Annotated in this window: 26 protein-coding genes; 3 read left to right on the top strand and 23 right to left on the bottom strand. The window is 63.2% G+C overall.

Going from position 1 to position 26,781, the window contains the following annotated elements; genetic code table 11:
• The 5 genes from QCE73_RS06235 to QCE73_RS06215 form a co-directional block, all read right to left on the bottom strand.
• The coding region (locus QCE73_RS06235; protein WP_309880258.1) for a helix-turn-helix domain-containing protein at positions 1-476 on the bottom strand (476 nt) is incomplete at its 3' end.
• Positions 477-657: 181 nt separating this feature from the next.
• The gene (locus QCE73_RS06230; protein ID WP_051626676.1) at positions 658-1,743 is read right to left on the bottom strand and encodes a BMP family ABC transporter substrate-binding protein; all 1,086 of its coding nucleotides are present in this window, start codon (positions 1,741-1,743) and stop codon (positions 658-660) included.
• A gap of 106 nt (positions 1,744-1,849) precedes the next feature.
• A complete protein-coding gene (locus QCE73_RS06225) occupies positions 1,850-2,779 on the bottom strand; it encodes an ABC transporter permease (RefSeq protein ID WP_035498836.1) in 930 nt (309 codons plus the stop codon).
• Positions 2,780-2,792: 13 nt separating this feature from the next.
• Entirely contained in the window at positions 2,793-3,899 is a 1,107-nt protein-coding gene (locus tag QCE73_RS06220) for an ABC transporter permease (protein ID WP_238295850.1), read from the bottom strand.
• Positions 3,900-3,904: 5 nt separating this feature from the next.
• Entirely contained in the window at positions 3,905-5,479 is a 1,575-nt protein-coding gene (locus QCE73_RS06215) for an ABC transporter ATP-binding protein (protein ID WP_309880255.1), read from the bottom strand.
• A 271-nt stretch (positions 5,480-5,750) separates the two neighbouring features.
• Here QCE73_RS06215 and QCE73_RS06210 point away from each other — a divergent pair, with 271 nt between their 5' ends.
• On the top strand, positions 5,751-6,683 hold the full coding sequence (locus QCE73_RS06210) for a LysR substrate-binding domain-containing protein (protein ID WP_035498841.1): 933 nt from the start codon (positions 5,751-5,753) through the stop codon (positions 6,681-6,683).
• A 684-nt stretch (positions 6,684-7,367) separates the two neighbouring features.
• On the opposite strand, the gene QCE73_RS06205 is transcribed toward QCE73_RS06210, so the two are convergent.
• Positions 7,368-8,732: an 8-oxoguanine deaminase gene (locus tag QCE73_RS06205; RefSeq protein ID WP_309880254.1), complete on the bottom strand. Its 1,365-nt coding sequence runs from the start codon at positions 8,730-8,732 to the stop codon at positions 7,368-7,370.
• A gap of 473 nt (positions 8,733-9,205) precedes the next feature.
• Here QCE73_RS06205 and uraH point away from each other — a divergent pair, with 473 nt between their 5' ends.
• Both uraH and QCE73_RS06195 read left to right on the top strand, forming a co-directional pair.
• Positions 9,206-9,559, top strand: a complete 354-nt coding sequence (gene uraH / locus QCE73_RS06200; RefSeq protein ID WP_035498845.1) for a hydroxyisourate hydrolase — start codon at positions 9,206-9,208, stop codon at positions 9,557-9,559.
• Positions 9,560-9,632: 73 nt separating this feature from the next.
• Positions 9,633-10,826, top strand: a complete 1,194-nt coding sequence (locus QCE73_RS06195; RefSeq protein WP_035498847.1) for a urate hydroxylase PuuD — start codon at positions 9,633-9,635, stop codon at positions 10,824-10,826.
• A 58-nt stretch (positions 10,827-10,884) separates the two neighbouring features.
• Here the strand turns inward: QCE73_RS06195 and ltaE are convergent, their stop codons facing one another.
• The 17 genes from ltaE to ddpX form a co-directional block, all read right to left on the bottom strand.
• Positions 10,885-11,889, bottom strand: coding sequence for a low-specificity L-threonine aldolase (gene ltaE, locus QCE73_RS06190; RefSeq protein ID WP_309880253.1), 1,005 nt, complete (start codon positions 11,887-11,889; stop codon positions 10,885-10,887).
• Positions 11,890-11,992: 103 nt separating this feature from the next.
• On the bottom strand, positions 11,993-12,496 hold the full coding sequence (locus QCE73_RS06185) for an ureidoglycolate lyase (protein WP_309880252.1): 504 nt from the start codon (positions 12,494-12,496) through the stop codon (positions 11,993-11,995).
• Positions 12,496-13,506 carry an allantoicase gene (gene alc / locus QCE73_RS06180; RefSeq protein WP_035498853.1) on the bottom strand — a complete coding sequence of 337 codons (1,011 nt, stop codon included), beginning with the start codon at positions 13,504-13,506 and terminating at the stop codon, positions 12,496-12,498. Before alc ends, QCE73_RS06185 begins: the two co-directional genes overlap by 1 nt.
• A 46-nt stretch (positions 13,507-13,552) precedes the next feature.
• Complete coding sequence (gene uraD / locus QCE73_RS06175) at positions 13,553-14,077, bottom strand: 2-oxo-4-hydroxy-4-carboxy-5-ureidoimidazoline decarboxylase (RefSeq protein ID WP_309880250.1); 525 nt, start codon at positions 14,075-14,077, stop codon at positions 13,553-13,555.
• Entirely contained in the window at positions 14,074-15,024 is a 951-nt protein-coding gene (gene puuE / locus QCE73_RS06170; protein ID WP_309880248.1) for an allantoinase PuuE, read from the bottom strand. The genes uraD and puuE overlap by 4 nt, the downstream gene beginning before the upstream one ends.
• Before the next feature lie 135 nt (positions 15,025-15,159).
• Positions 15,160-15,894, bottom strand: a complete 735-nt coding sequence (locus QCE73_RS06165) for an aspartate/glutamate racemase family protein (RefSeq protein ID WP_035498857.1) — start codon at positions 15,892-15,894, stop codon at positions 15,160-15,162.
• Between the two features lie 63 nt (positions 15,895-15,957).
• Positions 15,958-17,451 (bottom strand): NCS1 family nucleobase:cation symporter-1, encoded by a 1,494-nt coding sequence (locus QCE73_RS06160; protein WP_309880245.1) that lies wholly within the window; start codon positions 17,449-17,451, stop codon positions 15,958-15,960.
• A 302-nt stretch (positions 17,452-17,753) separates the two neighbouring features.
• Positions 17,754-18,500 carry a GntR family transcriptional regulator gene (locus QCE73_RS06155; RefSeq protein WP_187604884.1) on the bottom strand — a complete coding sequence of 249 codons (747 nt, stop codon included), beginning with the start codon at positions 18,498-18,500 and terminating at the stop codon, positions 17,754-17,756.
• 298 nt (positions 18,501-18,798) lie between these two features.
• Complete coding sequence (gene ldcA / locus QCE73_RS06150; protein ID WP_309881922.1) at positions 18,799-19,722, bottom strand: muramoyltetrapeptide carboxypeptidase; 924 nt, start codon at positions 19,720-19,722, stop codon at positions 18,799-18,801.
• Positions 19,716-20,291, bottom strand: a complete 576-nt coding sequence (tadA, locus tag QCE73_RS06145) for a tRNA adenosine(34) deaminase TadA (RefSeq protein WP_309881921.1) — start codon at positions 20,289-20,291, stop codon at positions 19,716-19,718. The genes ldcA and tadA overlap by 7 nt, the downstream gene beginning before the upstream one ends.
• 5 nt (positions 20,292-20,296) lie before the next feature.
• A complete protein-coding gene (locus QCE73_RS06140) occupies positions 20,297-20,689 on the bottom strand; it encodes a DnaJ family domain-containing protein (RefSeq protein ID WP_035498862.1) in 393 nt (130 codons plus the stop codon).
• Between the two features lie 277 nt (positions 20,690-20,966).
• Positions 20,967-21,725, bottom strand: coding sequence for an ABC transporter ATP-binding protein (locus QCE73_RS06135; RefSeq protein ID WP_309880243.1), 759 nt, complete (start codon positions 21,723-21,725; stop codon positions 20,967-20,969).
• Positions 21,722-22,594: an ABC transporter ATP-binding protein gene (locus QCE73_RS06130; protein WP_309880241.1), complete on the bottom strand. Its 873-nt coding sequence runs from the start codon at positions 22,592-22,594 to the stop codon at positions 21,722-21,724. The genes QCE73_RS06135 and QCE73_RS06130 overlap by 4 nt, the downstream gene beginning before the upstream one ends.
• Positions 22,584-23,495 carry a nickel transporter permease gene (gene nikC, locus QCE73_RS06125; RefSeq protein WP_309880240.1) on the bottom strand — a complete coding sequence of 304 codons (912 nt, stop codon included), beginning with the start codon at positions 23,493-23,495 and terminating at the stop codon, positions 22,584-22,586. Before nikC ends, QCE73_RS06130 begins: the two co-directional genes overlap by 11 nt.
• A 19-nt stretch (positions 23,496-23,514) precedes the next feature.
• Positions 23,515-24,546 carry an ABC transporter permease gene (locus QCE73_RS06120; protein ID WP_309881919.1) on the bottom strand — a complete coding sequence of 344 codons (1,032 nt, stop codon included), beginning with the start codon at positions 24,544-24,546 and terminating at the stop codon, positions 23,515-23,517.
• Between the two features lie 32 nt (positions 24,547-24,578).
• Positions 24,579-26,147, bottom strand: a complete 1,569-nt coding sequence (locus QCE73_RS06115) for an ABC transporter substrate-binding protein (protein WP_309881918.1) — start codon at positions 26,145-26,147, stop codon at positions 24,579-24,581.
• Positions 26,148-26,197: 50 nt separating this feature from the next.
• The gene (gene ddpX, locus QCE73_RS06110) at positions 26,198-26,761 is read right to left on the bottom strand and encodes a D-alanyl-D-alanine dipeptidase (protein WP_035498870.1); all 564 of its coding nucleotides are present in this window, start codon (positions 26,759-26,761) and stop codon (positions 26,198-26,200) included.
• Positions 26,762-26,781: the final 20 nt, after the last annotated feature.

Here is a 26,781-nt window from a genome sequence, read left to right as displayed (position 1 = left end):
CAGCGCCTTTGATCGAGCATGCCGAAGTGGCCCTTGAAATCGATTTGCCATAGCTCGTTAGGCTCGGCGCGCTCGAAACGGGTCCAGGCGGTGGCCGCCGCCGACGCCTTCTCGCCGATGCATCCATGGCGCTGCAAAATGGCATTGACCGTGCTGTGCGAAGGCACGCCTTGCAGGCCCTGATCCTTCAGGCGTCGGCTGATCTTGTGCGCGCTCCAGGCCGGATGCTGGCTTCGCACCTCGAGCACCCGCGCTTCGAGTTCGTTGCAGGTTCGATTCGGGCTGCTGTGCGGGCGTCTGGAGAGATCGCCCAGCGCCTCGCGGCCCCCGGCCTGATAGCGCTCGACCCACTTGTATCCGGTCTGCCGGCTGATGCCAAAGCGTTGGCACAGCTCGCTGAACGCAATCTCTTGTTGCATGGCCAGGGTCACGAATTCAAGGCGAAGTTGCATGGTGTCCTGCGGGTTCCAAGGCATGGTCGGGTCCAGGCATCGAGATGCCTGAAAGTGTCAACCATGTCCCCGCGGATCTGTCAGCTATGTCCCCGGTCTATACACAGCAGCAAAGAAAGTGACTGCCGCCCCGCACAGGGGCAGCGCCAATAGACCGACACGAAAACGGGATCCGGCAACCTCCCGAGCTTATCGCAAAAAAAACCTACTTCGGCAACGCCCCGTCCACCCCCTCGACATACCAGTTGATCCGCTGCAGTTCCGGATCCGAAAGCGTCTTGCCCGCCGGCACCTTCTCCGCGCCTGACTGATCCTTGATCGGACCACTGAACACATCCCACTTGCCCGCATGCAGCTCGTCGCGCTTCGCGGACACCGCCTGCACCGCCTTCGCGGGAATCACGCCCGTGTTCAGATCTTCGAGATCGACAGCCTTCTGCGGAATGCCGAGCCACACCGGATCGTTCTTCCACTTGCCGTCGAGCACTTGCTGGATCACCGTGTTGTAGTACACGCCCCAGTGCGCGACCACCGAGCCCAGATGCGCGCTCGGGCCGAACTTCTTCATGTTCGAATCCCAGCCGAAAGCGAACACTTTCTTCTCAGCAGCGGTATTGAGCGTCGCATTCGAATCCGTGTTCTGCAGCAGCACGTCGGCGCCCTGCCCGATCAGCGTTTCGGCAGCCTGCTTTTCCTTGCCCGGATCGAACCAGCTATTGATCCAGATGACCTTCGTATGGACCTTCGGGTTCACGGAGCGCGCGCCCATCGTGTACGCGTTGATGTTGCGCACGACTTCCGGAATCGGCACCGACGCGACAAAGCCGAGCGTGTTGGTCTTCGTCACGTAGCCCGCGGCGACGCCCGCCAGATACGCGCCCTGATACATGCGCACGTCATAGGTGCCGAAGTTCTTCGCCTTCTTGAAGCCCGTTGCCGTCAGGAAGATGGTGTCCGGGAAATCCTTCGCGACCTTCAACGCGAAATCCTGATAGCCGAAGCTCGTCGCGAAGATGACCTTGTTGCCCTTGTTCGCGAGATCGCGGAACACGCGCTCCGAGTCCGCCGACTCCGGCACGTTCTCCACGCGCGTGATCTTGATCTTGCTGCCGAACTTCGCTTCGGCTTCCTTGCTGCCCGCATCGTGCGCGAAGGTCCAGCCCGCATCGCCCGGATTGCCGAGATAGACGAACGCGACGCCCGGTGCATCCGCCGCCCGCGCGCTCAGGGCCGCGACGGTGGCGGACAATGCGACCGTCGCGGTGATCGCCTTCAGCCATGGTTTATTCATTGTGATTCTCCTGGTCGATGTTGTGTGAAGCGGTCATGCAGCCCCGCATCAGTTTGGTCGGTCAAAAATGAGAGCGAAACCGCGATGCTGCGCGAGAACAACAGCATCAGCTAGCCGCGAAAAACGGCTTGCCGAGCGATGCGGGCGCGTTGAGCTTGATCGTGTTCGGGTTGCGCGAAATGATCACGAGCACGACGATCGTTGCGATATACGGCAGCATCGCGAGGAACTGCGTCGGTACGGGCACGCCGATCGCCTGCGCGTAGAACTGCAGCGCCATCACCGCGCCGAAGAGCAGCGCGCCGATCAACAGTCGGCCCGGCCGCCAGGTCGCGAACACGACGAGCGCAAGCGCGATCCAGCCGCGGCCTGAAGTCAACTGTTCCTGCCAAACATGTAGATAGACGATCGAGTAATAGCCGCCCGCGATGCCGGCCATCGCGCCGCCGAAGAGCGTCGCGCCATAACGCACGCCGACGACCGGAAAGCCCACCGCATGTGCGACCGCAGGCGATTCGCCGACCGAGCGCAAAACGAGCCCCGCGCGCGTCTTGTAGAGGAACCAGCCGATCACGCCGAACATGATGAACGCGAGATAGCCGAGCGGCGTGAGCGAGAAGATCGCGGGGCCGAGCACGGGAATGTTCGCGAGGCCGGGAAGCGGCATCACGTCGATGCTCGCGCGCACCGCCGCCGACGTATACGGCTTGCCGACATACGCCGAAAAGCCGATGCCGAAGATCGTCAGCGAGAGGCCCGTCGCGACCTGATTGGCGAGCATCGTGATGGTGAGAAAGCCGAACAGCAGCGCCATCGCGAGTCCCGCGAACACGGACGCGACGATGCCGAGCCACGGACTTCCGGTGATCGCGGTGACGGCGTAGCCGGTGACGGCGCCCATCAGCATCATCCCTTCGACGCCGAGATTCAGGACGCCCGATTTTTCCGCGACGAGTTCGCCCGCGCCCGCGTACATCAGCGGAATGGCGGCGATCACGGCGCTCGACGCGAGGTTGCTGGCCTGATTGATGTCCATTTTTATTGCCTCGTCATGCGGCGTGATGCGCAGGCGTCCTGCGCTTGATGCGGTAATTCACGAACAGATCGCAGCCGAGCAGGCAAAAGAGCAGCAAGCCCTGGAACACGCCCGCGAGCGCTTGCGGCAACTGCAGCGAGGTCTGCACGGCTTCGCCGCCGAGATACAGGAGCGCCATCAGCAGGCTCGCGAGCACGATGCCAACCGGATGCAGACGTCCCACGAACACGACGATGATCGCCGTGAAGCCGTAGCCCGGCGACCAGCCCGCCTGAAGCTGGCCGATCGGACCGGCCACTTCGCCCATGCCGGCGAGGCCCGCGAGGCCGCCGGACAAGAGCAGCGATGTCCAGATCGTTTTCTTGTCGGAGAAACCGGCGTAGCGCGCGGCGAGCGGTGCAAGGCCGCCGACGTTCATCCGGAAGCCCGCGAAACTCTTGCGCATGAAGAGCCACACGCACGGAATCGCGATCGCCGTCAGAAACACCGACGCGTTGATGCGCGTGCCCTTGAGCCACGCCCAGTGCCAGTCGCCATAGAGGCGCGGGAACAGCGCATCATCGCCGAACATCGCCGAGATCGGGAAGTTCATGCCTTCCGGGTCGCGCCACGGGCCGCTCACCAGATAGATCAGCAATTGCGCCGCGACGTAGGTAAGCATCAGGCTCGTCAGGATTTCGTTGGTGTTGAAGCGGCTCTTCAGCAGCGCGGGAATCCCCGCCCACACCATGCCGCCGATGACGCCGCCCGCCATCATCAGGGGCAGCGTCCACCAGCCGGACGCATCGCCGACATGGATCGCGATGCCGCCCGCGACGATGCCGCCGAGCAGCATCTGCCCTTCCGCACCGATGTTCCACACGTTCGCGCGATAGCCGACCGCGAGCCCGAGTCCGATCAGGCACAACGGCGACGCTTTCAGCACGAGTTCGGACCAGCCGTTGACGCTCGACAGCGGCTCGATGAAGAACGCGTGCATCGCGCGCAACGGGTCCTGGCCGACGAGACTGAAAATCAGAAAGCCGATGACGAGCGTCGCGACGGCGGCGACCACCGGCACCGCGAGCTGCATGGCGCGCGAGGGCGTCGGGCGCGCTTCGAGTCGATAGGGGAAGATCATCGTGCTTAATGCTTCAAGAGAGAGTCGGGTTCGGCGGCGGGCGCGGACTTGCCTTCGAAAAGACCGGCCATGAAGAGGCCGACTTCCTCCGCGTTGGTTTCGCTCGTCTTGCGCACCGGCGAGAGCTTGCCGCGCGCGATCACGGCGAGCCGGTCGCAGATGTCGAAGAGTTCTTCGAGCTCCTCGGAAATGACGAGGATGGCCACGCCGCGCGCCGACAGATCGAGCAGTTGCTGGCGGATGAAGCCCGCCGCGCCGACATCGACGCCCCAGGTCGGCTGCGCGACCACGAGCACCTCCGGCTCCTGAAGAATCTCGCGTCCGACGATGAACTTCTGCAGGTTGCCGCCCGAGAGGCTCTGCGCGAGCGCATCGCTGCCGCCGCAGCGCACGTCGAACGACTTGATGCAGCGCTCGGCGAACGATTTCACCGTGCCGGATCTGATCCAGCCGCCGCGCACCATGTTTTCGCGATGCGCGGTGAGCAGGCCGTTATCGGCGAGGGACATCGCCGGAACCGCGCCGCGCCCGAGGCGTTCTTCGGGCACGAACGCGAAGCCGCGCCGGCGCCGTCCGCCCGCGGTCAGACGCGCGGCGGGCTTGCCGCAGATCGAGACCGCATCGGGCGCGACGTGCCGGTCGCGGATTTCGCCCGAGAGCGCCGCGAGCAGTTCCGCCTGTCCGTTGCCCGACACGCCCGCGATGCCGAAGATCTCACCCGCGTGCACGGAAAACGAGACGTTCTCCAACGATGTGCCGAACGGATCGGGACTCGCCACCGACAGGTTCTTCACCGCGAGCCGCACCTCGCCCGGATTGTGCTCGCGGCGCGTGTAGTCGGGTAGCGAATGGCCGACCATCAGTTGCGCGAGCGATGCCTGCGTTTCCTTGCGCGGATCGACGTTGCCGGTTACGCGCCCGCCTCGCATCACGGTGGCGTTTTCGCAGAGCGACTGGATTTCGTCGAGCTTGTGGCTGATGTAGAGAATGCTGCAACCTTCGGAGGCGAGGCGTCGCAGGACCTTGAAGAGCTTCTGCACGGCCTGCGGCGTGAGCACGGAGGTTGGCTCGTCCATGATGAGCAGACGCGGATTCTGCAGCAGGCAGCGCACGATTTCCACGCGTTGTCGCTCGCCGACCGTGAGGCTGTGCACGTGCCGCTGCGGATCGACATCGAGGCCGTAGTCCTTCGACACTTCGCGGATGCGTTTGCCGAGCGCCTTCATGTCGAACTTTTCGTCGAGCGCGAGCGCGATGTTCTCGCCGACCGTCAGCGTCTCGAACAGCGAGAAGTGCTGGAACACCATGCCGATGCCGAGCTTGCGCGCGGCGGCCGGGCTGCCGATCTCGACCGTGTCGCCCTGCCAGCGGATTTCGCCTTCATCCGGGCGCACCGCGCCGTAGATGATCTTCATCAGCGTGGATTTGCCCGCGCCGTTCTCGCCGAGCACGGCGTGAATTTCCCCCGGCATGACGACGAGATTCACGCCGTCGTTCGCCTTGACGGACGGATACTGTTTGCTGATACCCGACAACGCCAGGCGCGGTGGCGTCATCGACGTGGAAATGGCGTCGCCCATTGAAATCCAGAAATGCGCCTGGTCACCGAGCAGACCGGGCTGGAAAAGTTACCGCTCACGAGCGCGTGACACGGCGGTGTCGCGCAAACTCATATCGCGGGCAGAATTTACAGAATTCGGAACGCTAAGTCGATAACTCAAAATTATGTGTTGCGTACCGCTAAAGCCAGTGTTTGCGGGTAAGCCACACCTTGACGAAATTTTTACGTCATATTAAAAATGATATGTTGCACCCCCGCATCGATCAGCCAGAACATATAGTGGAGATAACATGAGTCAGCAACGCGAGGCGATCGATACGTATCTGTTACGCGTCTTGCATACCCTCTTGATGGAACGCAGCGTGACGCGTGCGGCCGTCAAGCTCAATCAGTCGCAACCCGCCATCAGCGCCGCTTTGCGCCGGTTGCGCGATATCACCGGCGACCCGTTGCTCGTGCGCGGCAAGTCCGGCATGGTGCCGACCGAGTATGGTCTGCGCCTGCTCGAACCTACGCAGAACGCGCTGCGCGAAATCGAGCGCATCAAGGTCCAGCAGCACAACTTCGATCCTTCGACGTCGGTGCGGTGCTATCGCATCGGCTGTCCCGACTATCTGAACGTGCTGTTCGTGCCGACCGTCGTCGAACGATTCCGGCAGGCTGCGCCCGACGCGACGCTCGAGTTCCATTCGCTCGGCCCCGCGTTCGATTACGAGCTGGCGCTCGAAGACGGCAAGCTCGATATCGTCGTGGGCAACTGGCCCGAGCCGCCCGAACAATTGCATCTTTCCAATCTGTTCGTCGACAAGATCGTGTGTCTCGTCAGCAATCAGCATCCGTTCGCCAAGCGCGGCGGGCTCACGCTCGATCAGTACCTGAACGCGCCGCATCTCGCGCCGACGCCCTATTCCGTCGGGCAGCGCGGTGCGATCGACGTGCATCTGGCGCGGGAGCGTTTGAAGCGTCATGTCGTCGTTACGTTGCCGTACTTCAATCTCGCGCCCTACGTGTTGATCAAGTCGGATCTCGTCTTTACGACGACGCGGCTTTTTGCGGACCATTACGCGCGGTTTCTGCCGCTCGCGGTCGTGCCCGCGCCGCTCGATTTTCCGCCGATGCAGTATTACCAGTTGTGGCATGAGCGGTGTCATTATTCCGATGAGGTTCGCTGGCTGCGAGGGCTCGTGGCCGAGGCGACGCGGTCGTTGATCGATCAGCCTTGAGGTTGCCTTCGTCCTTTCGTTGGTTCGATGGTTCGATGGTTCGTTCGTGAAGCCTGTTTTCGCGTCGGTCTATTTGCTCTGCCCCTCCCCGGGGCGGGGGTCACTTTCTTTGCTGCTGCAAAGAAAGTAACCAAAGAAACAGCTATCCCCAGCCTAAGCACTTCACACCGGCCGCGGCACAGACGATTGGCTGAATGGCCCGGCAGTAGCGAGTGCCCCCGCAAGCAGACAAGGGCTTGGACCGCGCACGGTCTGCCTCATCGCGCCACACACCAAACTGGTTCAGCACCAAATAGCTCCGGCCCGCTTCGCGGCCGATGGGTCAATCGGGTGCGCGCGCTCCCTCTTCGGTTTCCCTCGCATACCCAACGGCAGCGCGTAGCGGGGTGCCGAAGCTATTTGGTGCTGAACCAGCGCCCTAAAGCTTCTAGCGCGTCAGACCGTGCGCGAGCCAAGCCCAATTGGGCCTTCGAGGGCGACACTTAGGCGAGGGCCGCCTGCGGCTGGCAAGCATGGCCAACGTGCGTGTGACCGCGGGCGGTGACGAGCTGCTTTCTTTGGTTACTTTCTTTGCAGCAGCAAAGAAAGTGACCCCCGCCCCGGGGAGGGGCAGTGCCAATAGACCACCACGAAATCAGGCCATCCACAAAAGCCGAAGCAAGCCCCCCCGCCCAAACCAAACCCTCACAAACCCGAAGCCTCAACCAGCCCCCGCGCCAGGCGATTATGGCGCTCCACCACAGCCCCCAAATCGACGGTCATCAAGCGCCCATCCTTCACCACAATCTTCCCATCGATAACACTCGTCGAAACCTGCGACGGCGCGCAGAACACCAGCGCGGCCACAGGATCATGCAACGCGCCCGCAAACGCCGTCTGCGAAAGATCGAACGACACGAAATCCGCCGCCATCCCAGGCGCGAGCGCGCCGATATCATCGCGATTGAGCACTTTCGCTCCACCGAGCGTCGCGATTTCAAGCGCCTCACGCGCCGTCATCGCATCCGGACCAAACCCGACACGCTGCAAAAGCAACGCCTGCCGCACTTCGGCGACCATCTGCGCGCCATCGTTCGACGCCGATCCGTCCACGCCGATACCCACTGGCACACCCGCATCGCGCATCGCGCGGATCGGCGCGATGCCGGACGCCAGCCGCATGTTCGAGCAGGGACAATGCGCGACGCCCGTTCCCGTGCGCGCGAACAATTCGATGCCCGCCCTGTCCAGTTGCACGCAGTGCGCATGCCACACGTCATGCCCGACCCAGCCGAGGTCCTCGGCATATTCCGCGGGCGTCATGCCGAATTTCTCGCGGCTGTACGCGACATCGTTCACGTTCTCGGCCAGATGCGTGTGCAGCGACACGCCGTATTCGCGCGCAAGCAGCGCCGCGTCGCGCATCAATTCGCGGCTCACCGAAAACGGCGAGCAAGGCGCGACGACCACGCGCAGCATCGCGTAGCGGCCTTCGTCGTGATACGTCTCGATCAGGCGCTGCGAGTCCTTCAGGATCGCGTCCTCCTTTTCGACGACCGAATCGGGCGGCAAACCGCCGTCCCTCTGCCCGACGCTCATGCTGCCGCGCGCCGCATGAAAACGCATGCCGATTTCGCGCGCCGCCGCGATGCTGTCATCGAGCCGGCTGCCGTTCGGATAGATATACAAATGGTCGCTCGACGTCGTGCAGCCGGAAAGCAGCAGCTCGGCCATCGCGGTCTTGGTCGAGATGTCGATCATGTCGGGCGTGAGATGCGCCCAGATCTTGTAGAGATTCGTGAGCCAGCCGAAAAGCTCGGCGTTCTGCGCCGCGGGAATCGCCCGCGTCAGGCTCTGATACATGTGATGGTGCGTGTTGACGAGGCCCGGAATCACGAGATGGCCGCGCATGTCGAGCACCTCGTCGGCGGTTTGCGGCAGTTCGCTCGTCGGTCCCGCCTGCACGATCCGGTTGTCTTCGATATACATGCCGCCGTCGCGAATTTCACGGCGCTGCTCGTCCATCGTGACGAGCATGTGGGCGTTTTTGACCAAAAGACTGCGTGGCATCTGCGTTATCTCCAGAGACGTTAAGGGAACCAGTGAAAAGCCCCGGTTACCCAGCGTCGGCCGCCGTCTTCGGGACGCGGCAAATATCCATCGATACTGCGCGCACCGCCACTGTCCGCAATCAAAAAATCGGACGCAATCAGACTGCCGTCATAGTCGTCTTCACGGCGGCGATATATTCCCGATTTTTGGCGCGGGTAGCATCGCCGGAAGAGCCGTCGGGAACGTCGTCGAACCCTTTGCGGCAAGGCTTACGCGCCGCTGTCATGCGTTGGGCATTATCTTTCCTATCGCGGGCGCACAGCGCGTCTCAAATTCCTACAATGCTGTACACGGCGCGCATCTGAAACGCCGACGGGTATGTAGCCACTGACGTGGAGCCTCGATCCGCCGCAGACGCACTGACGTTTCAAGGTGCCGAATTTCGGATCGATGCGCAAAGCCGGATCTCGCACAACTCAAGGAAACTGCGAATGGGCAAGCTCACCACCCACGTCCTCGACACCGCGCACGGCCGCCCGGGCGCAAACATCAAAGTCGAGCTGTTCGCGCTCAACGGCGACGCCCGCCGCGCGATCAAGACCATCCACACCAACGACGACGGCCGCGCCGATGCGCCGCTGCTCGAAGGCGCCGATCTCGAAACCGGCGAATACGAACTGGTGTTCCACGCGGGCGACTATTTCGCCACGATCGGCGTGAAGGTGCCCGAGCCGCGCTTCGTCGATCGCGTCGTGTTGCGCTTCGGCATCGCGGATTCCGGCGCGCACTATCACGTGCCGCTGCTCGTATCGCCGTGGGCGTACAGCACGTATCGCGGCAGCTAAAAACATATATATATCGCGCCCGTCCCCATCAATCTGACGATGTGCGCATAACGAATCGGTAGTGGAGGAGTACATGGAAGGCTTTGTCACCGACTGGCTCAATCTCGTATTGCGCTGTCTGCACGTCATCGTCGCGATCGCATGGATCGGCGAATCGTTCTACTTCGTTGCGCTCGATAACAGTCTGAAACCGCCCACGGACCCGAACGCGCGCCGTCGCGGCGTGTTCGGAGATTTCTGGCACGTCCACGGCGGCGGCTTCTATCACATGCAGAAGTATTCCGTCGCGCCGCAGGACATGCCGGAAAATCTGCACTGGTCGTTCTGGCCGTCGTACACCACGTGGATGTCGGGCTTCGGCCTCTTCTTCGTGCTGTATCTGCTGTCGCCGAGCACTTATCTCATCGACAAGAGCGTGCTCGACATGGGCCCGGTCGTCGCCGTATCGGCCGCGCTCGGCTTCCTGATGGCCGGCTGGATCGTGTACGACACGCTGTGCCGCGTGCTCGGCACCAACGACAAGCTGCTCGGCATCTGCGTCGGCATCTACGTGCTGGTCGCGGCGTTCATCGCGTGCCACGTGTTCGCGGGCCGCGCCGCCTATCTGATCACCGGCGCGATGATCGCGACGATCATGTCGGCGAACGTGTTCTTCGTGATCATTCCGGGCCAGCGCAAGATGGTCGCTGCGATGCTCAAGGGCGAAACGCCGAACGCGATCTACGGCAAGCGCGGCAAGCAGCGCTCCGTGCACAACACGTATTTCACGCTGCCGGTCGTGTTCGCGATGCTGTCGAACCACTATGCGATGACCTACACGCACAAGTTCAACTGGCTGATTCTCGTGCTGATCATGCTGGCGGGCGCGCTCATTCGCCAGTTCTTCGTGATGCGCCATCGCGGCCAGGTGCTGTGGTACATGCCGGTCGCGGGTCTGGTGCTGGTGCTCGGCGCGTTCGCATGGACGATGCCCGCGCCGACCGTGGCGGTCGCACAAGCCGCCGGCGCGCCGACGATCAAGGTTTCCGACATTCAGCCGATCATCCAGCAGCGTTGCGCGACCTGCCACTCCGCGCATCCGACGATGATGGGCAGCGCGCCCGCCGGCGTGTTGCTCGATACGCCCGCCGAGATCAAGCAGAACGCCCAGCGCGTGCATCAGCAAGCCGTGACGCTGAAGGCGATGCCGCTCGGCAATGTCACGCAGATGACCGATGCCGAGCGTCAGAAGGTGGCGGCCTGGTTTGCAGGCGGCGCCGTCGAATAAGTTTGCCATTCCGAGTCGCGAAATGCCCCGCTCACGTTTCGAGCGGGGCATTTTTCATTCAGCGCGAGAAATAGTCCTTCACCGCGCGAATGACGGTATCGATATCCGCGCGCGACACATCGCGATGGGTGACGAAGCGCGACGCATAGAGCATCTGCATGAGAATGCCGCGCTCCTTCAGAAAGGCTTCGAGCGGTGCGCAATGCGCTTCGGGAATCTGCGCGAAGACCATGTTCGTCGCGTGCGATTGCACCTCGATTCCATCGATCTGCGCGAGGCCGGCGGCGAGATGCGCGGCGTTGTCGTGATCCTGCGCGAGCGCGTCGACGTGATGATCGAGCGCATACAGACACGCGGCGGCGAGCAGGCCCGACTGACGCATGCCGCCGCCGAGCACCTTGCGCCAGCGGCTCGCGACATCGATCAACGCCTTCGATCCGACCAGCACCGAACCGACCGGCGCGCCCAGACCCTTCGAGAAGCAGACCGACACGCTGTCGAACGGCGCGCACAGATCCCTGACCGGCTTGTCCGACGCCACCGCCGCATTGAACACGCGCGCGCCGTCGAGATGCGTGGACAAACCGCGATCGCGTGCGAGCTGCGTCGCCTTCGCCACGTAATCGGCAGGCAGCACCTTTCCGCCGATGGTGTTCTCCAGCGCCAGCAGACGCGTTCGCGCGAAGTGGTTGTCGATCGGCTTGATCGCCGCCGCGATCTTGTCGAGCGGCAAGGAGCCGTCGGGCGCGTTTTCGATCGGCTGCGGCTGAATGCTGCCGAGCACCGCCGCGCCGCCGCCTTCGTATTTGTACGTGTGCGCGGACTGCCCGACGATGTACTCGTCGCCGCGCGCGCAATGCGCCATCAACGCGGCGAGATTGCTTTGGGTACCGCTCGGGAAGAACAGGCCGGCTTCCTTGCCCGTGCGTTCGGCAAGCGCGGCCTGAAGGCGGATGACAGTGGGATCGTCGCCCCAGACATCGTCGCCGACTTCGGCGGCCGACATGGCGGCGAGCATGGACTGCCTGGGACGGGTGACGGTATCGCTGCGAAGGTCGATCATCGTGGGTTGGGGGTCGTCGGAAATGAACTGCTTATCTTAACGCCCCAAAAGCAAAAGGACCGGCCTTACCGCACCGGTCCTTCCCTTGCCCGAAAAAAGCGACTTAGCGCATCGCCTCTTCCGTCAGCCACAGCGATTCCTTCAGATCCAGCTCGTTGAGGTTGTGCCCTTCGCCACCGCCGCGATCGACGACGATGTAATCGCTCACCTTCCCCAGCGCGAGCAGCGGATGGTGCCACACGCCCTTCGCGTAGTTCACGCCCTGCCAGCCGCTCGTGACGAACGCGCGGATTTTCGACTCGTCGAGATCGCCGGCAGGCGCGACGACGACGAGATACGGCCGGTCATCGAGCGGAATGAACGCCTGGCTGCCGAGCGGATGCCGTTCCATCATCTTGCATTCGAACGGCAGCGTGCGCGGCTGGCCGCGAAAGAGATTGACGATCGCGTGGCCGCCCTGATCCGTCACGTCCACGTTGCACAGATCGTGAAAGCGGATCGTGGTGCCGAGGTTGATCGGGATCTGCTTCGCGCCATCGAGTTCGATGACATCGCCATAAGGCTTGAACGCAGCGCGCGTCAACGGTTCGATAGCGAGTTTTTTCATTATGCGAGGGTTCCGAAGAGACGAAGACGCGACACGCCGCCGTCGGGATAAATATTGAAGCGCACATGCGTCACCGGGCCGAGCGCCGCCACTTCCGACTCGAAGAAATGCTGCTTGTCCATCTGCAGCTTCTGCTCGCCGAGCAGCACCGGCCAGAACATGGCCTGCGTCACGAGGGAACTGTCCGTGCCGCCTTTCACGTATGCCGCCTGAAGCGAGCAGCGATCCGGGAAATTGCCCTTGAAGTGCGCGGTATCCACTTCGACCTTCTTGATGATGCCCGGCTGCGCCAGCGCGACGATACACCAGTCGTTGCCCGGCTCGCGACGACGACGCGTTTCCCAGCCGTCGCCCATGTTCACGCCGCGCCCCGGCATCAGCAGCGTCGATGCGAGACCGAAGTGCTGGTTGTTCGTGCCCACCATGTACGCGCCGTTTTCCATCGCGCCGAGATCGACGAGCTGGTTGCGGTCCGCGTTGCTCCAGTCGAGCTGCGGCTGGCCGTACACGCGCAGACGCGCGATGCCGCCGTCCGGATAGATGTTCACGCGAAGATGCGTGAACGGCTGCTCGGCCTTGACTTCGAGATAGTGGTGATGGTTGCCCTGAAGCGTCGTCGACGGCACGATTTCCGTCCATTGCGTCGACTGATTCGGCGAACCGTCGATGACATGCGCGCCTTCGATCGACGCCGCCGGCGGGAAGTTTCCGGTGAAGTGGCTCGTGTCGACGTCGATGCCCTTGATCACGCCCGGACGCGCCAGCTTGACGATGCACCAGTCGTAGCCCGTCGTGCGCTTGCGGCGCGTTTCCCAGCCGTCCATCCACTTGCCGTGATCGTCGTACTTGCCGGGAATGAACACCGCCGGCTCCGGGTTCAGCATGCGGTCCTTCGGCGCGAAGAAATCGTCGCTCGCCTCGAGTGCCTGCGCGCCCAGACGCGGATCCGCGAGGTTCACATAGCGGCGCGTGAATTCGGGCGCGTTGGGATCGAGTGTCGGGATTGCCATTTGTCTGCTTCCTTGCTTTTCGTTCGGTTGTGACGGTTGATGCGGATTACGCGGCCTGGATCAGGTCGTTCAGCCTGAAACGCGCGATCCGGTAAATCTGGTCGAGACTCGTGCGCAGTTCTTCGGCGCGGTCGTGATTCACGCGCTTTTCGAAGTTCGCGATGATGCCGTGTCGGTCATACCCGCGCACGGCGAGAATGAACGGAAAGCCGAATTTTTCGCGATATTGCGTGTTGAGCGATTGCAGCCTGTCGAACTCTTCCTGCGTGCAGAGATCGAGGCCCGCGCCGCTTTGCTCGCGCGTCGATTCAGCCGTCAGTTCGCCGCGCACCGCCGCCTTGCCCGCAAGCTCCGGGTGAGCGTTGATGAGCGCAAGCTGCTTCTCTTCGCCCGCAGTTTCGACGATATGCGACATCGCCGCGTGCAGCGTGTCGATGTCCTTGAACGGACGCTGTTGCGCCGCCGCTTCCGGCACCCACGGCGAATGTTCGAAGATGCCCGCGAGCACCGTCACGAACGTGTCGGCGGGCATGGTATTGAGTTGGTCGAGTGTGTATTGCATCGCCTTCATGCCGCCGTCCCGTTGTTGGTTTTCTCGAAAGGATGTTGCTCGCGCCAGTGACGCGCGATGTCGACACGCCGCGTGACCCACACGCGATCGTGCTTCTCGATGTGATCGAGGAATTTCTGCAGGCCGCGGAAACGCCCGGGACGTCCGAGCAGACGACAGTGCATGCCGATGGACAGCATCTTCGGCGCTTCGTCGCCTTCTTCGTAGAGCACGTCGAACGCGTCTTTCAGATACGTGAAGAAGTGTTCGCCCGTGTTGAAACCCTGGGGCGTCGCGAAGCGCATGTCGTTCGTGTCGAGCGTGTACGGCACGATCAGATGCGGCTTCGTCTCGCCGCCCGTCACCTCCACTTCGGTCCAGAACGGCAGGTCGTCGCCGTAGTTGTCCGAGTCGTAGAGGAAGCCGCCGTATTCCGCGACCAGCCGATGCGTATTCGGACTGTCGCGCCCGGTGTACCAGCCGAGCGGACGCACGCCCGTCACGCGCTCGATCGCTTCCATGCCGAGACGCATGTGCTCCGCCTCGCGCTCCGGCGACATGTCCTGATAGTGAATCCAGCGATACCCGTGACACGCGATTTCATGCCCCAGTTCGACGAACGCCTTCGCCAGTTCCGGATGCCGCTCGATCGCCATGCCGACGCCGAAAATCGTCAGCGGCATGCCGCGCTTTTCGAATTCGCGCAGGATGCGCCACACGCCTGCACGCGAGCCGTATTCGTAAATCGACTCCATGCTCATGTGCCGCGAGGGATACGCCGCCGCGCCCACGATTTCCGACAGAAACTGCTCCGAGCCCGGATCGCCGTGCAGCACGCAATTCTCGCCGCCCTCTTCGTAATTGAGCACGAACTGCACGGCGACGCGCGCGCGTCCCGGCCAGTTCGCCTGCACCGGGTGGCGGCCGTAGCCGATCAGGTCGCGTGGGTATTTCGGATCGAGTGACATGGCGGGCGTTGAACTCAAGCGTTGAAAAAAGCGGGATTGTCGACGATTCAGTGTAGCTAAAAGACCCGGGCCCGCCCATACATCAGGTCAGATATTCCGGGTCACGTCGTCCGTATGTGTCGGTCCGAAGCGTCATCAGCGCGGGCTGAAATCCGACAGCACGCCGTCGTAGCGTTTCGCGAGCGGACGCGCATAGTCGCCGCGTTTCGCGGTGTGGAGCTTCAGCGCGATCAGCGCCTCCGCCCATTTCACCGCGGCCGTCACCCCCTCCACCACCGGCGCGCCGATCGCGTCTTCCACCTCGCGGCAGAACTCCGCCATGCCCGCGCAGCCGAGCACGATGGCGTCGGAGCCGTCCTCGTCGAGCGCGCGCCGGCATTCGTCGATGATCGTCTGACGCGCGGGCGAGCCCGGCACGTCGAGTTCGAGCACGGGGACGTCGGTTGCGCGCACGTTCTTGCAGAAGCGCGTCATGCCGTAGCGCTCCGCGAGATGCCAGGCCATGCCGACCGTGCGCTGCAACGTGGTCACGACGGAAAAGCCCGGCGCGATCACGCTCGCCGCGTGCATCGCCGCTTCCGCGATGCCGATCACCGGACCGCGCGCCAACTCACGCGCGGCGTAAAGGGCCGGATCGCCGAAGCAGGCGATCACGTAGCCGTCGAAGCCCTGTTTCTCTCCGGCTTCCACTTCGGCCAGAAGTCCGAGCGACGCGATCGCCTCGTCGTAATAGCCTTCGATGGACGCCGGGCCCATCGTCGGGCTGACGGCGACGATCTCCGTGCCGGGCGCGGCGACCTCGCGGGCGCAGCGGCCCATCGAGTCGGTCATGCGCTGCGTCGTGTTCGGGTTGATCAGTTTGATGCGCATTTCTGTTCTCCACACTGCTTTGGAAGGTTCTCTCAGGTTCTATCGTTCGTTATAGGTCAAGCTTCACACCGGGCGCTTGCGATCCGCGAGGAAAAGGTAGAACACCGCAGCCAGGCCCGCACCGATGAACCACGAGAAATTCGCGGCGCCTTCGAGCGACGGCAGCATCACGCAGAGAATCGCGATCACGGCGGCCGGCAGGAGCGCCATCACCGCACGGCGGTTCACGCCCTTCGTGTACCAGTACTTGCCTTCCTCGGACACCGAGTAGAGATCGTCCACTGCGAGCTTGCCGCGCTTCACGAGATAGAAGTCGAGGATCAGCACGCCGTACAACGGTCCGATGAAGCTGCCGAGAATATCCAGCGTGTAGTGGATGACGGCCGGGTTGTTGAACAGGTTCCACGGCGTGATGAAGATCGACGCGGTCGCGGCCATCATGCCGCCCATACGCCAGCTGATGAGCTTCGGTGCGACGTTGGAGAAATCGAAGGCCGGCGACACGAAGTTGGCCACGATATTGATGCCGATGGTCGCGATCGTGAAGGTCAGCGCGCCGAGAATCACGGCGGTCGGATGATCGATGCGGCCGACGGTTTCAACCGGATCGGTGATCAGTTGGCCGAACACGGGCAGCGTCGCCGCGGTCGTGATGACGGTCACCAGCGAGAACGCCAGGAAGTTGACCGGCAGACCCCAGAAGTTGCCGCGCTTCACGCTGCGGAAGCTCTTGCAGTAGCGCGAGAAGTCGCCGAAGTTGAGCATCGGCCCGGAGAAGTACGATACGACGAGCGAGATCGCGGTAATCATCACGGGAATCACTTCCATGCCGTGATACTTCACGCCGCCCAGATTCAGGCCGATGTTCTTGATGCCCGCGCGCCACACCATGTAACCGGCGAGCATGAACATCACGACATAGACGGCGGGACCGGCGAAGTCGATGAACTTCTTGATCATCTCCATGCCGCGCCAGAACACGATGGCCTGCAGCACCCAGAGCAGCATGAAGCCCGCCCAGCCGAGCGCCGACAGTCCGACGAAGCCGTACTTGTGCACGTCGGCGTAAGGCATCAGCGACGGCACGAACTTCAGCACGACGATGACGAGCGCGCTCGAAGCCAGATACGTCTGAATCCCGTACCACGCGACCGCGATGAGCCCGCGAATCACGGCCGGAATGTTCGCGCCGAGCACGCCGAAGGTGGCGCGGCACGCGACCGGATACGGCACGCCGGCCACCTGGCTCGGCTTCGCGATCATGTTGCACAGCGCGTTCACCAAGCCGATGCCGATCAGCAATGACACCAGCACTTGCCAGCTCGTCAGGCCGAGCGCGAAGAGACTCCCCGCGAACACATAGCCACCGACGCTATGCACGTCCGACATCCAGAACGCGAAGATGTTGTACGCGTCCCAGGTCTGGTTCTTGAGCGGGGCGAGGTCCTCGTTGTAAAGGCGATCGCTGTAACCTGCGGGCAGATTCGGATCGTGTCCTGCTGTCTGCTCTTCGTATTGCGGCAGGGCTGAGCTGCCGGGTGCACTGAACTGGGCCATGACGTCTCCTTCATTGGCTGCTTGCGTAGTGAAAAGATGCAAATGCTGATGTGACGAGCTTCGATCTGATGCCTTCGCTGATATCGGATCGGCGCGGCATTCTTCGGATTTGCGTTTTCGCCCTGCGGCGACTTTCATTTCACGCTCACATGAGCGTCCTGTTCGATGCGGCCCACGCTGCGGATTTTTTGCGCGTGCGACTCTCCGCGTGCCCGGCGCGGCGCGCGGGGCACGGTCTCCAATTATTTAGTCCTGCTATATTCAGCCGATGGCAGATTCTCCGATCTGCCTCGTCATTGCGCTTACGTATCGAGCGCCCTTTCGCGCTCGGCGGGCCTCGTGAATACTTCCTTCAGATCGACCGCGCCGCGTGCCGGCCGCTCCAGCATCTTCAACTCGACATCGCGCAGATGCTGCGCCATCAGGACGGCCGCTTTCGTGGCGTCGCCGGCATCGAGCGCGGCGAGAATCTCTTCGTGATCCTCGAACGAGCACGAGCTCTTTCCGAGCGACTCGTACAACGCCGAGATCAGCGTCGAGCGCGCGACGAGTCCCGACAGACATTCGCACAACACCGTATTGCCGGTCAGCGCCGCGAGTTCGGTGTGGAACTCGCCGGAAAGCCGGATCCACGAGGAAAAATCGTGGCTCTCGAATGCGCGGCGCTCTTTGCCGATGGTGGCGCTGATCGACTTCAGCCGACGCATGCCGTGGCCCTGCGCGATCCGCTCCACCACCGCCAGCTCGATGATGCGGCGCATCTCGAACACTTCATGCACTTCCTGCAGCGACGGACTCGCGACAAACGCGCCGCGATTCGGCTCCAGATCGACGAGCCGTTCGTTCGACAGTTGCGCAAGCGCCTGACGGACCGTGCCGCGCTTCACCGCGAACACCTCGCACAACTGCGCTTCGGTCAGCTTCGCGCCCGGCGCCAGGCGATGCTCGAGGATCGCGGCGCGAATATTTTCGGCGATCGACTCGGCATTCGCCCCGTTCGGCGCGGCCGGTGAAGCATTCGATTCAGCACTACGGTTGGTGTCGGACATGATGTGCTCGCTTGCATGTTAAGCATCTTAGAATCGACATAAAGATTGTCAACAATTCATTTTGAGCTTCGGCGCGTTAAGCTGTTTTCTCCCGTGCCGAATCCGGCTCTACTCCAATACAGACGGGCCTCATAGCGAATTCACCAAGTTTTTGTCAGCATTGCCAGCACTTTTTTGTCGACAATCTATCCGTCGTGTTTGGTGCACGCCTAAACCTTGGATGGTGCAAAACAAGACCGTTAGTTGCTTATTAGAGTTAAAAATAAGGCGCTCGCTGGAGCGCCCTGTTCCACCCGGGTCACGCCAGATGCGGATAGTCGGACAGCTTCAACGTAAATCCGCGCTCGGTCGCCACGAGGTGAGCCGTCGCACCGAAAGGAAGCGTCAGAAGATTCTCCACGTGTCCGAACTGCAATCCCGTCACCACCGGAATGCCGATCACGGATCTGACCTGCTCGATCATCGCGTCGAGCGAATAGCCGTTGTCGTAATCCGAAAGCCGGCCGCCCGAGAATACACCCATCACGATCGCCTGCTGACGGCCGAGCATGCCCGACTGATGCAACTGATAAATCATCCGCTCGATCCGGAACGGATGCTCGTTCACATCTTCGATGTAGAGAATCCCGCCCTCGATCGGCGGCATATACGGCGTGCCGACCAGCGACGCCAGAATCGCGAGATTGCCGCCCCACAGCATGCCGGTCGCATCCACGGTCTGACGCTGCGGCGCTTTGCTCGTCACCGTGAAACTCGAATGGGAGATCGCGTTCCAGAAGTGCTGCATCGTGAACGAACTCGTCTGTTCGGCGCCGAAATCGCCCGCGAACATGGGCCCGCCGAAGCTTTTCACGCCAGCGTGCGCGAAGAGCGCGCACTGGATCGCCGTGAAATCGCTGTGGCCGACGATCGCGACCGGCTGATCGGCGAGTCTGCGCAAACCGAGATAGTCGAGACCGTGCAGGATGCGCGATGCCCCATAACCGCCGCGCACCGCAAGTACGATGTCAGGCAACGGCCGCGATGCGTCCGCGAGGCGGTTGAGGTCGGCCGCGCGCTCGGCATCGGTGCCGCCGAAGCGCTGGAAACGCCGCCGCGTCGCATCGACGTTTTCGAGGCGATGCCCCTCCCTGCGCAATCGCCCGAGAGCGCGCTCCACAGACGCCGGATCGTGCGGATAGCCAGAGGGCGCGACGAGGTCGATGGTGCGTGATTTCACGATATTGTCGTTGGATTCGTTATGGAGCCGGCTTCACGCGCTCGACGTGCGTCGCGTTCTTCACGCGCGAGGCGACGCCGCTCGGCGAAGAAATTCTTGAGCGCGTGCCCGCATTCGTCGGCCAGTACGCCGCCCGTCACCGTGGTGTGATGATTGAGTTGTGTATTCGCGAACATGTCGACGACACTGCCGCACGCGCCCGTTTTCGGGTCCGTGGCGCCATAGACGACGCGCGCGATCCGCGCGTGCATGATCGCGCCCGCGCACATCAGGCACGGCTCGAGCGTCACATAGAGTTCACAGCCCGGCAGGCGGTAGTTCTGGAGTTTGTGGGCGGCGGCACGCAGCGCGGCCATTTCGGCATGCGCGGACGGATCGTGGCCGCGAATCGGATGATTGAAGCCGGTGGCGATGATCTCATCGCCGAGCACGATCACCGCGCCCACGGGGACTTCGCCCGCGCGACGGGCTTCGTCGGCGGCGAGTTGCGCGAGCGCCATGAAGCGGCGATCGCGTTCGCTGGATGAATCTGCGATGGAAGCGTTCGGCGCGGGATCGGGCGCGTCCGGCATCCCGGTCACTTGGCTTCCACCGCCACGCGCGACTGTGCGCGCTCGGAGAGCCGCTCGGCGATGCGCCGACGGTACTCGTGCGGCACGCAGCCGCCGCCACGCAGCGATTCGAGCGCCATGTCGAGCGCGAGCATCCGCGCTTGCAACTGGCAACGGGCCGCGGGGTCCGTCACCTTGTCGAACTCTTCCTGTAGCCCACGCAGCGCGCGAAGCTGTTCGACGGCGGGCGGGACGAAGCCCGCATTCTTGAGGATTCGATTGGCGACGCGCACTTCCTCGGGCACGAGGACGTCGTCGTCGAAGTGGAGCGGAGCGCCCGCGCCCGGCAAGTTGTTGAACTCGCCACGCGTAGCGGCTTCGTTGATCCGCTGTTCGACCAAAGCATCTAGCAATTTCATCGGGGATTACGACCGGCTTTCACCCGCGAACGGGCGCGGTCTGTCACGATTTCCGTTGGTTAGCTCGAAGTCGGAAGGCAGCCGGAAAACCACGCTCGCGCGTTGTTCGGCACGTCTCGACAATCCAGGTCCTATTCTATCAGCGCCCGCCGAGAGGTTTTCGCGCATCACGCGCCTGTTCGCGGCGCGTCGCCGTATACCGGGCTTATTGCGGCTCTTATGCGTCGTTTGCGCAACATGCATTGACTGCCTCACGGCAACTGTGCTTGTACGATGACTAACCGCCTGGCCCGCGCTCCAGACGCGTCGCGCTATCGCGCGTGTAGCCTTGCGTCGCGAGCAGCAGCCGTCGCGTGTATTCGTGCTCGACGTTGCGCGAGCGCACCGCTTCCACGCCCAGTTGCTCGACGATCTCGCCATTGCGCATCACCGCGACGCGCTGACAGAGAAAGCCGATCACGGCGAGGTTATGGCTCACGAGAATCATCGTCAGCTTGCGCTCGCGATGCAGACGTCGCAGCAGGTTCAGAATCTCGGCCTGCACGGAGACGTCGAGCGCGGACGTCGGCTCGTCGAGCAGCAGGACGCGTGGCTCGACGATCAGCGCCCGCGCGATCGACACGCGCTGGCGCTGCCCGCCCGACAACTGATGCGGATAGCGAAAGCGGAACGCCGGGCCGAGGCCGACTTCGGCGAGCGCATCGAGAATGCGCGTATCTTCGTCGCCGATGCCGTTGATCGCGAGCGGCTCGCGCAAGGTCTTATCGACGGTGAAGCGCGGATGCAGCGCGCCATACGGGTCCTGGAACACCATCTGCACGTCGCGCCTCACGGGACGCGAACCAATGCGTATGCTGCCGTCCGCGAGCGGCGTCAGTCCGGCGAGCGCGCGCAGCAAAGTAGACTTGCCGCTGCCCGATTCGCCGACCAGCCCGAAGACTTCGCCCTCCTCCACGCGCAAGGAAACGTCGCGCACGGCATCGACGTGGCCGGTCTTCGTCTTGAAGCGGATGTGCGCGCGCTCGATGTCGATCATCGCGTGGTCCCTTCGTCGAGCCACGCCGGATCCCGGCGCAGGGTCGGCAATTCGTCGGGCGGATTGTCGAGCGGCGGATTCGCTTCGAGCAGCCCGCGCGTGTACGGATGCGTCGCGTGCGCGAGATCGCGCGCCGCGCATGTCTCGACGACGCGTCCGCCATACATCACCGCGACGCGATCACAAAACGACATCACGAGCGGCAGATCGTGGCTGATGAACACGAGCCCGGTGTCGTGGCGCTCGATCATCTCGTCGAGCACGGCGAGCACCTGCATCGACACGAGCACGTCGAGCGCGCTCGTGGGTTCGTCGGCGATCAGGAGGCGCGGACCGGCGGAGACCATCATCGCGATCATCACGCGCTGGCCCATGCCGCCCGAAAGTTCGTGCGGATACGCATCGGCGACGCGCTGCGGATCGCGGATATGCACCGCTTCCAGCGCCGCGACGATGCGTTCGCGCAGCGCGCGCTGGCTTTCCTTCACGCCTTGCCGCACGAAGGTTTCGCGCATCTGCTGCGCGACGGTCATCACCGGATTGAGCGAAAACTTCGGGTCTTGCAGGATCATGCTCATGCGTGTGCCGCACAGCCGCCGGCGCTCTTGCGGGCGCATCGCGAGCAGATCCCGGCCTTCGAAGCGCAGCGCCTTCGCCGACCATTTCGCCTCGGGCGGCAGGAGCCCGAGCAGCGCGCGCCCCGTCAGCGATTTGCCCGATCCCGATTCCCCGACGATCCCGAGCCGCTCGCCCCGCCGCACCGTCAGCGACACGCCGCGCACCGCGGGCATGAGCGCGCCGTCGTGGCCCGCGAAAGCCACTTCCAGCCCGTCGATCTGCGCCAGCACATCGGACACGTCAGCCTCCATGACGCGGATCGAAGACGTCGCGCAGACCGTCGCCGAGCAGATTGAAGGCGAGGCTCACCGCGAGAATCGCGAGACCGGGGATCGTCGCGACCCACCATGCATCGAGCAGCACGTTGCGGCCCGACGCCACCATGTAGCCCCATTCCGGGCTCGGCGGCTGCGCGCCCAGTCCGAGAAACCCGAGACCCGCGACGGCGAGAATGATGCCGGCCATGTCGAGCGTCGCGCGCACGATCACCGACGACGAACACAGCGGCACGATATAGCGCAGCAGAATGCGCGGATGCGATGCGCCTTGCAGACGCGCCGCGTGGATGTAATCGGCCCGCGCGAGCCGCAGCGATTCCGCGCGTGCGAGACGCGCATACGGCGGCCATGCGGTGATCGATAGCGCGATGACCGCGTTGAGCACGCCCGGCCCGAGCGCCGCGGCGAACGCGAGCGCGAGCACGATCTTCGGGAACGCGAGCGCGACATCGGTCACGCGCATCAGCGCCGTGTCGACGATGCCGCCGCAGTAGCCCGCCACCGTGCCGATCGCGAGGCCGACCGGCACGACGAGCACGACGACGAGCATGGCGATCGCCAGCGTGAGACGCGAGCCGTACGCGAGCCGCGAGAGAATGTCGCGGCCGAGCTGATCGGTGCCGAACCAGTGCGCCGCGCCGGGCGGCGTGAGACGTTCGGCGAGCACTTGCTGCAACGGATCCTGCGCGACGAGCATCGGTCCGATCGCCGCGACCACGATGAGCAGCAGCAGAATCGCGAGGCCGAGCATGCTCAGCGGATTCGACGAGAATCGCCGCCAGCGCCGGTACGCCCGGCCGAGCGCGGCCTGGCGCGGGGACGCGGGCGTATCGGTGAGCAGCCACGTGCGCAAGCTCGTTCGCGCCGGTTTCATCTGCGCAAAATCCTCCATGTCAGCGCGTGCGTGGGTCGAACACGCGATAGAGCGCGTCGGTCAGGAGATTGAGCGCGATGAACGTCGCGCCGATCACGAGCGTGCTGCCGAGCACGGCGTTCATGTCGGCGTTGAGCAGCGCGCCCGTCAGATACGAGCCGATGCCCGGCCACGCGAACACGATCTCGGTCAGCACCGAGCCTTCGAGCAGATAGCTGTATGCGAGCGCGATCACCGTCAGAAGCGGCACCGCGATATTGCCGAACGCATGCCGCCAGATCACGCGGCGCTCGGGCAGACCTTTGGCGCGCGCGGTCGTCACGTATTCCTGACTCAGTTGTTCGAGCATGAACGAACGCGTCATGCGCGACAGATACGCGATCGAATAAAACGCGAGCACGCTCGCCGGCAGCGCGATATGCGAGAACGCGTTTTTGAAGACGTCCCATTCGCCGGCCATGATCGAATCGATGAGCAGGCTGCCCGTGCGCGTATCGACCATGCCGTCGTAGACGGGGTCGATGCGCCCCGGCCCCGACACCCAGTGCAGCCGCGCATAGAACAGCAAAAGGCCCATCAGCGCGAGCCAGAACACGGGCACCGAACTGCCCGCGAGCCCGATCACGCGCGCGATGTGATCGACGATGCGATTGTGTTTCACCGCCGCCGCGACGCCGAGCGGCACGCCGATCGCGATGCCGATGAACGTCGAGAGCGTCGCGAGTTCGAGCGTAGCGGGAAAGACGCGTTTGATGTCGTCGATCACCGGATTGGCCGTCAGCAGCGAGATGCCGAGATTGCCGTGCAGCACGTCGCGCGCGTAGATCACGAATTGATCGATGAGCGGCTTGTCGAGCCCGAGCTTGAGACGCGCGGCGGCGTACGCGCTCGCGGACGCGCGGTCGCCGAGAATCGCGAGCACAGGGTCGATCGGAATCTTGCGGCCGATGAAGAACGTGATCGCGAGCAGGCCCGTGAACGTGATGACGAGCATCGCGATCCAGTGCGCGAGCGCAAGCCCGATACGCACGCCGCCCCGATGCGCGCTCATCGCACGCACGCGCTCGATGAACGTGACCGCGCTCACTGCTTCTTGATGTTGCGGTAGGACACGAGATCGTTGATCGGCCCGACTTCGAGACCGGTCACGCCGGGACGCGCCGCGACCTGCGACACCTTCTGGAACATGATCACGAACGGCGATTTCGCGAGCACTTCACGCTGCATTTTCTCGTAGAGCTGCGCGCGTTTTTTCGTATCGCTTTCGGCAAGGGCCGCGTTGGTTTCCTTGGTGAGCTGCGGAATGTCCCACGCGTTGCGCCACGCGAGCATCTTGTAGCTCGATGCATCCGAGTTGTCCGGGTTCCATACGAAGCCCTGCGCGTTGCTGTGCGGATCGATGTAGTCCGCCGACCACTCGCCGATATAGATGTCATGCGCGCGCGCCCGATAACGTCCGAGCGTCTGCTTGTTGTCGCTCGGCATGAGCTGAACCTTGATGTTGGCGAGCGCGAGATTCGCCTGCACGGCCTGCGCAATCTCGCTGTACGGATAGTCGTTGCGCACGTCCATCTTCACGGTGAAGCCGTTGGCGAGACCCGCTTTGGCGAGGAGCGCCTTCGCCTTCGCGACATCCTGGTGATACGGGTTCTCGTTCAGCGCGCCGAGAAAGCCTTCGGGCAGAAACGTCTCGTGGACCTTGTAGGTCGTGCGGATCACGTTCTTCTGGATGCCCTGATAGTCGATCAGCCACTTCATCGCTTCCCCGCCCTCGGGCTTCGCGAGATTCGGAGTCTTGTTGTTGCGGCCGAGATACAGGAGCGTCGCCTGCGGCACGGCCGTCGCCTTGATGACGCCGCTCTTCGAGAGCGTGTCGAGATCGTCGGGGCTCAGATCGCGCGCGACGTCGATGTCGCCATTCTGGATCATGAGGCGCTGGCTCGCCGCCTCGGTCACGTGACGCAGCACGATGCGCTTCATCGCGAGCGGGATGCGATAACCCTCGAAGCGCTGCAGCACGATGCTGTCGTTCGCGGTCCACTTCACGAGCTTGTACGCGCCCGAACCTGCTTCGTTGGTCTTGAGCCACTCGTTGCCGTAGTCGCTGCCCTTCGCGTGCGATTCGACGAGCTTGCGATCCACCACCGACGCCGGCCACGAGCCAAGCACGTTGAGCACGAACGTCGGCGCGTAACGTTGATCGGTCGTGATGGAGACGGTCGTATCGTCCACTTTCTTCACGTTCTGCAGCGCGTTCGCCTTGGTCAGGCCGATGCCCGCGAGCACGGCCGCCGCGCCCTTGTCGAGCAGCGCGGTGCGCTGGATCGACCAGGCGACGTCGTCGGCGGTCAGCGGATTGCCGGAGTGGAACTTGAGGCCCGGGCGAATCTTGAACGTGAACGTGAGGCCGTCCTGGCTCACGGTCCAGGACTCGGCGACATCGCCATTGAATTTCGACGGATCTTTCAGATCGACGCGCACCAGCCGGTCATACGTGTTCGCGACATATTCCTCCGGCACCAGCTCGTAGATTTCGCCGGGATCGAGCGAGGTGAATTCATCGAGCAGCGTCGCCATGACGAACATGTCCTTCGGCGTGGCCGCCTGCACGCTCTGCAAGCCGGTGAATGCCGTCAGCGCCGAGGCGAGCATGACCGCTGCCAATGCCTTTTTCATGTGATGTCGTCCTGTTGGTTTCGGGTTCACATCAGCCGCAGCGGGCCGCTTTCTTCGTTGTCGATCAGAGCAAGTTCGCGCGAGCCTGGCAATTCGTAATGCCACCACTCGCTTTTGATGTGCGTGAAGCCCGCGCCGTGCATTACGCCGAGCAAGAGCGTTCGATTCCGCTGGATGTGCTCCGGCAGGCCGAAGTGGAAATGCTCGGATTCGACGACCATCGCGTCGAATCCGGTGCCCATGTCGAGCTCGTTGCCGTCGCGATCGACGAGCGTCAGGTCCACTGCCGTGCCGCGGCTATGGTTCGAGCCGCGGCCGAGTTCGGCGATGAAGGTCGGATCGGGCAGAAAGTCCCACAGCACTTTTTGCGCTTGCGGCGGACGATAGGCGTCGAAGATTCGCAGCGTCATGCCGATGCTCCGCGCGATATCGACGGCTTTGCGCAATGCGGCTTCGGCGGGTTCCAGCAGCAGGCAATGCTGCGCCTTGTAGATCGGCTTGCCGGTGAAATTGCGATCGGTGGCGTAGACGAGATCGATCTGGACGTTGTGCGTTTCGGGGGTGATGTGCAGGAGACGGGACCGGGTCATGTAAGCGCTTCGTATCGATT

This window comes from Caballeronia sp. LZ029 (assembly GCF_031451275.1).
Lineage (GTDB): Bacteria > Pseudomonadota > Gammaproteobacteria > Burkholderiales > Burkholderiaceae > Caballeronia > Caballeronia jiangsuensis.
Note: the sequence above shows the minus strand (reverse complement) of the source record. Positions and strands in the feature narration are given on the sequence as shown.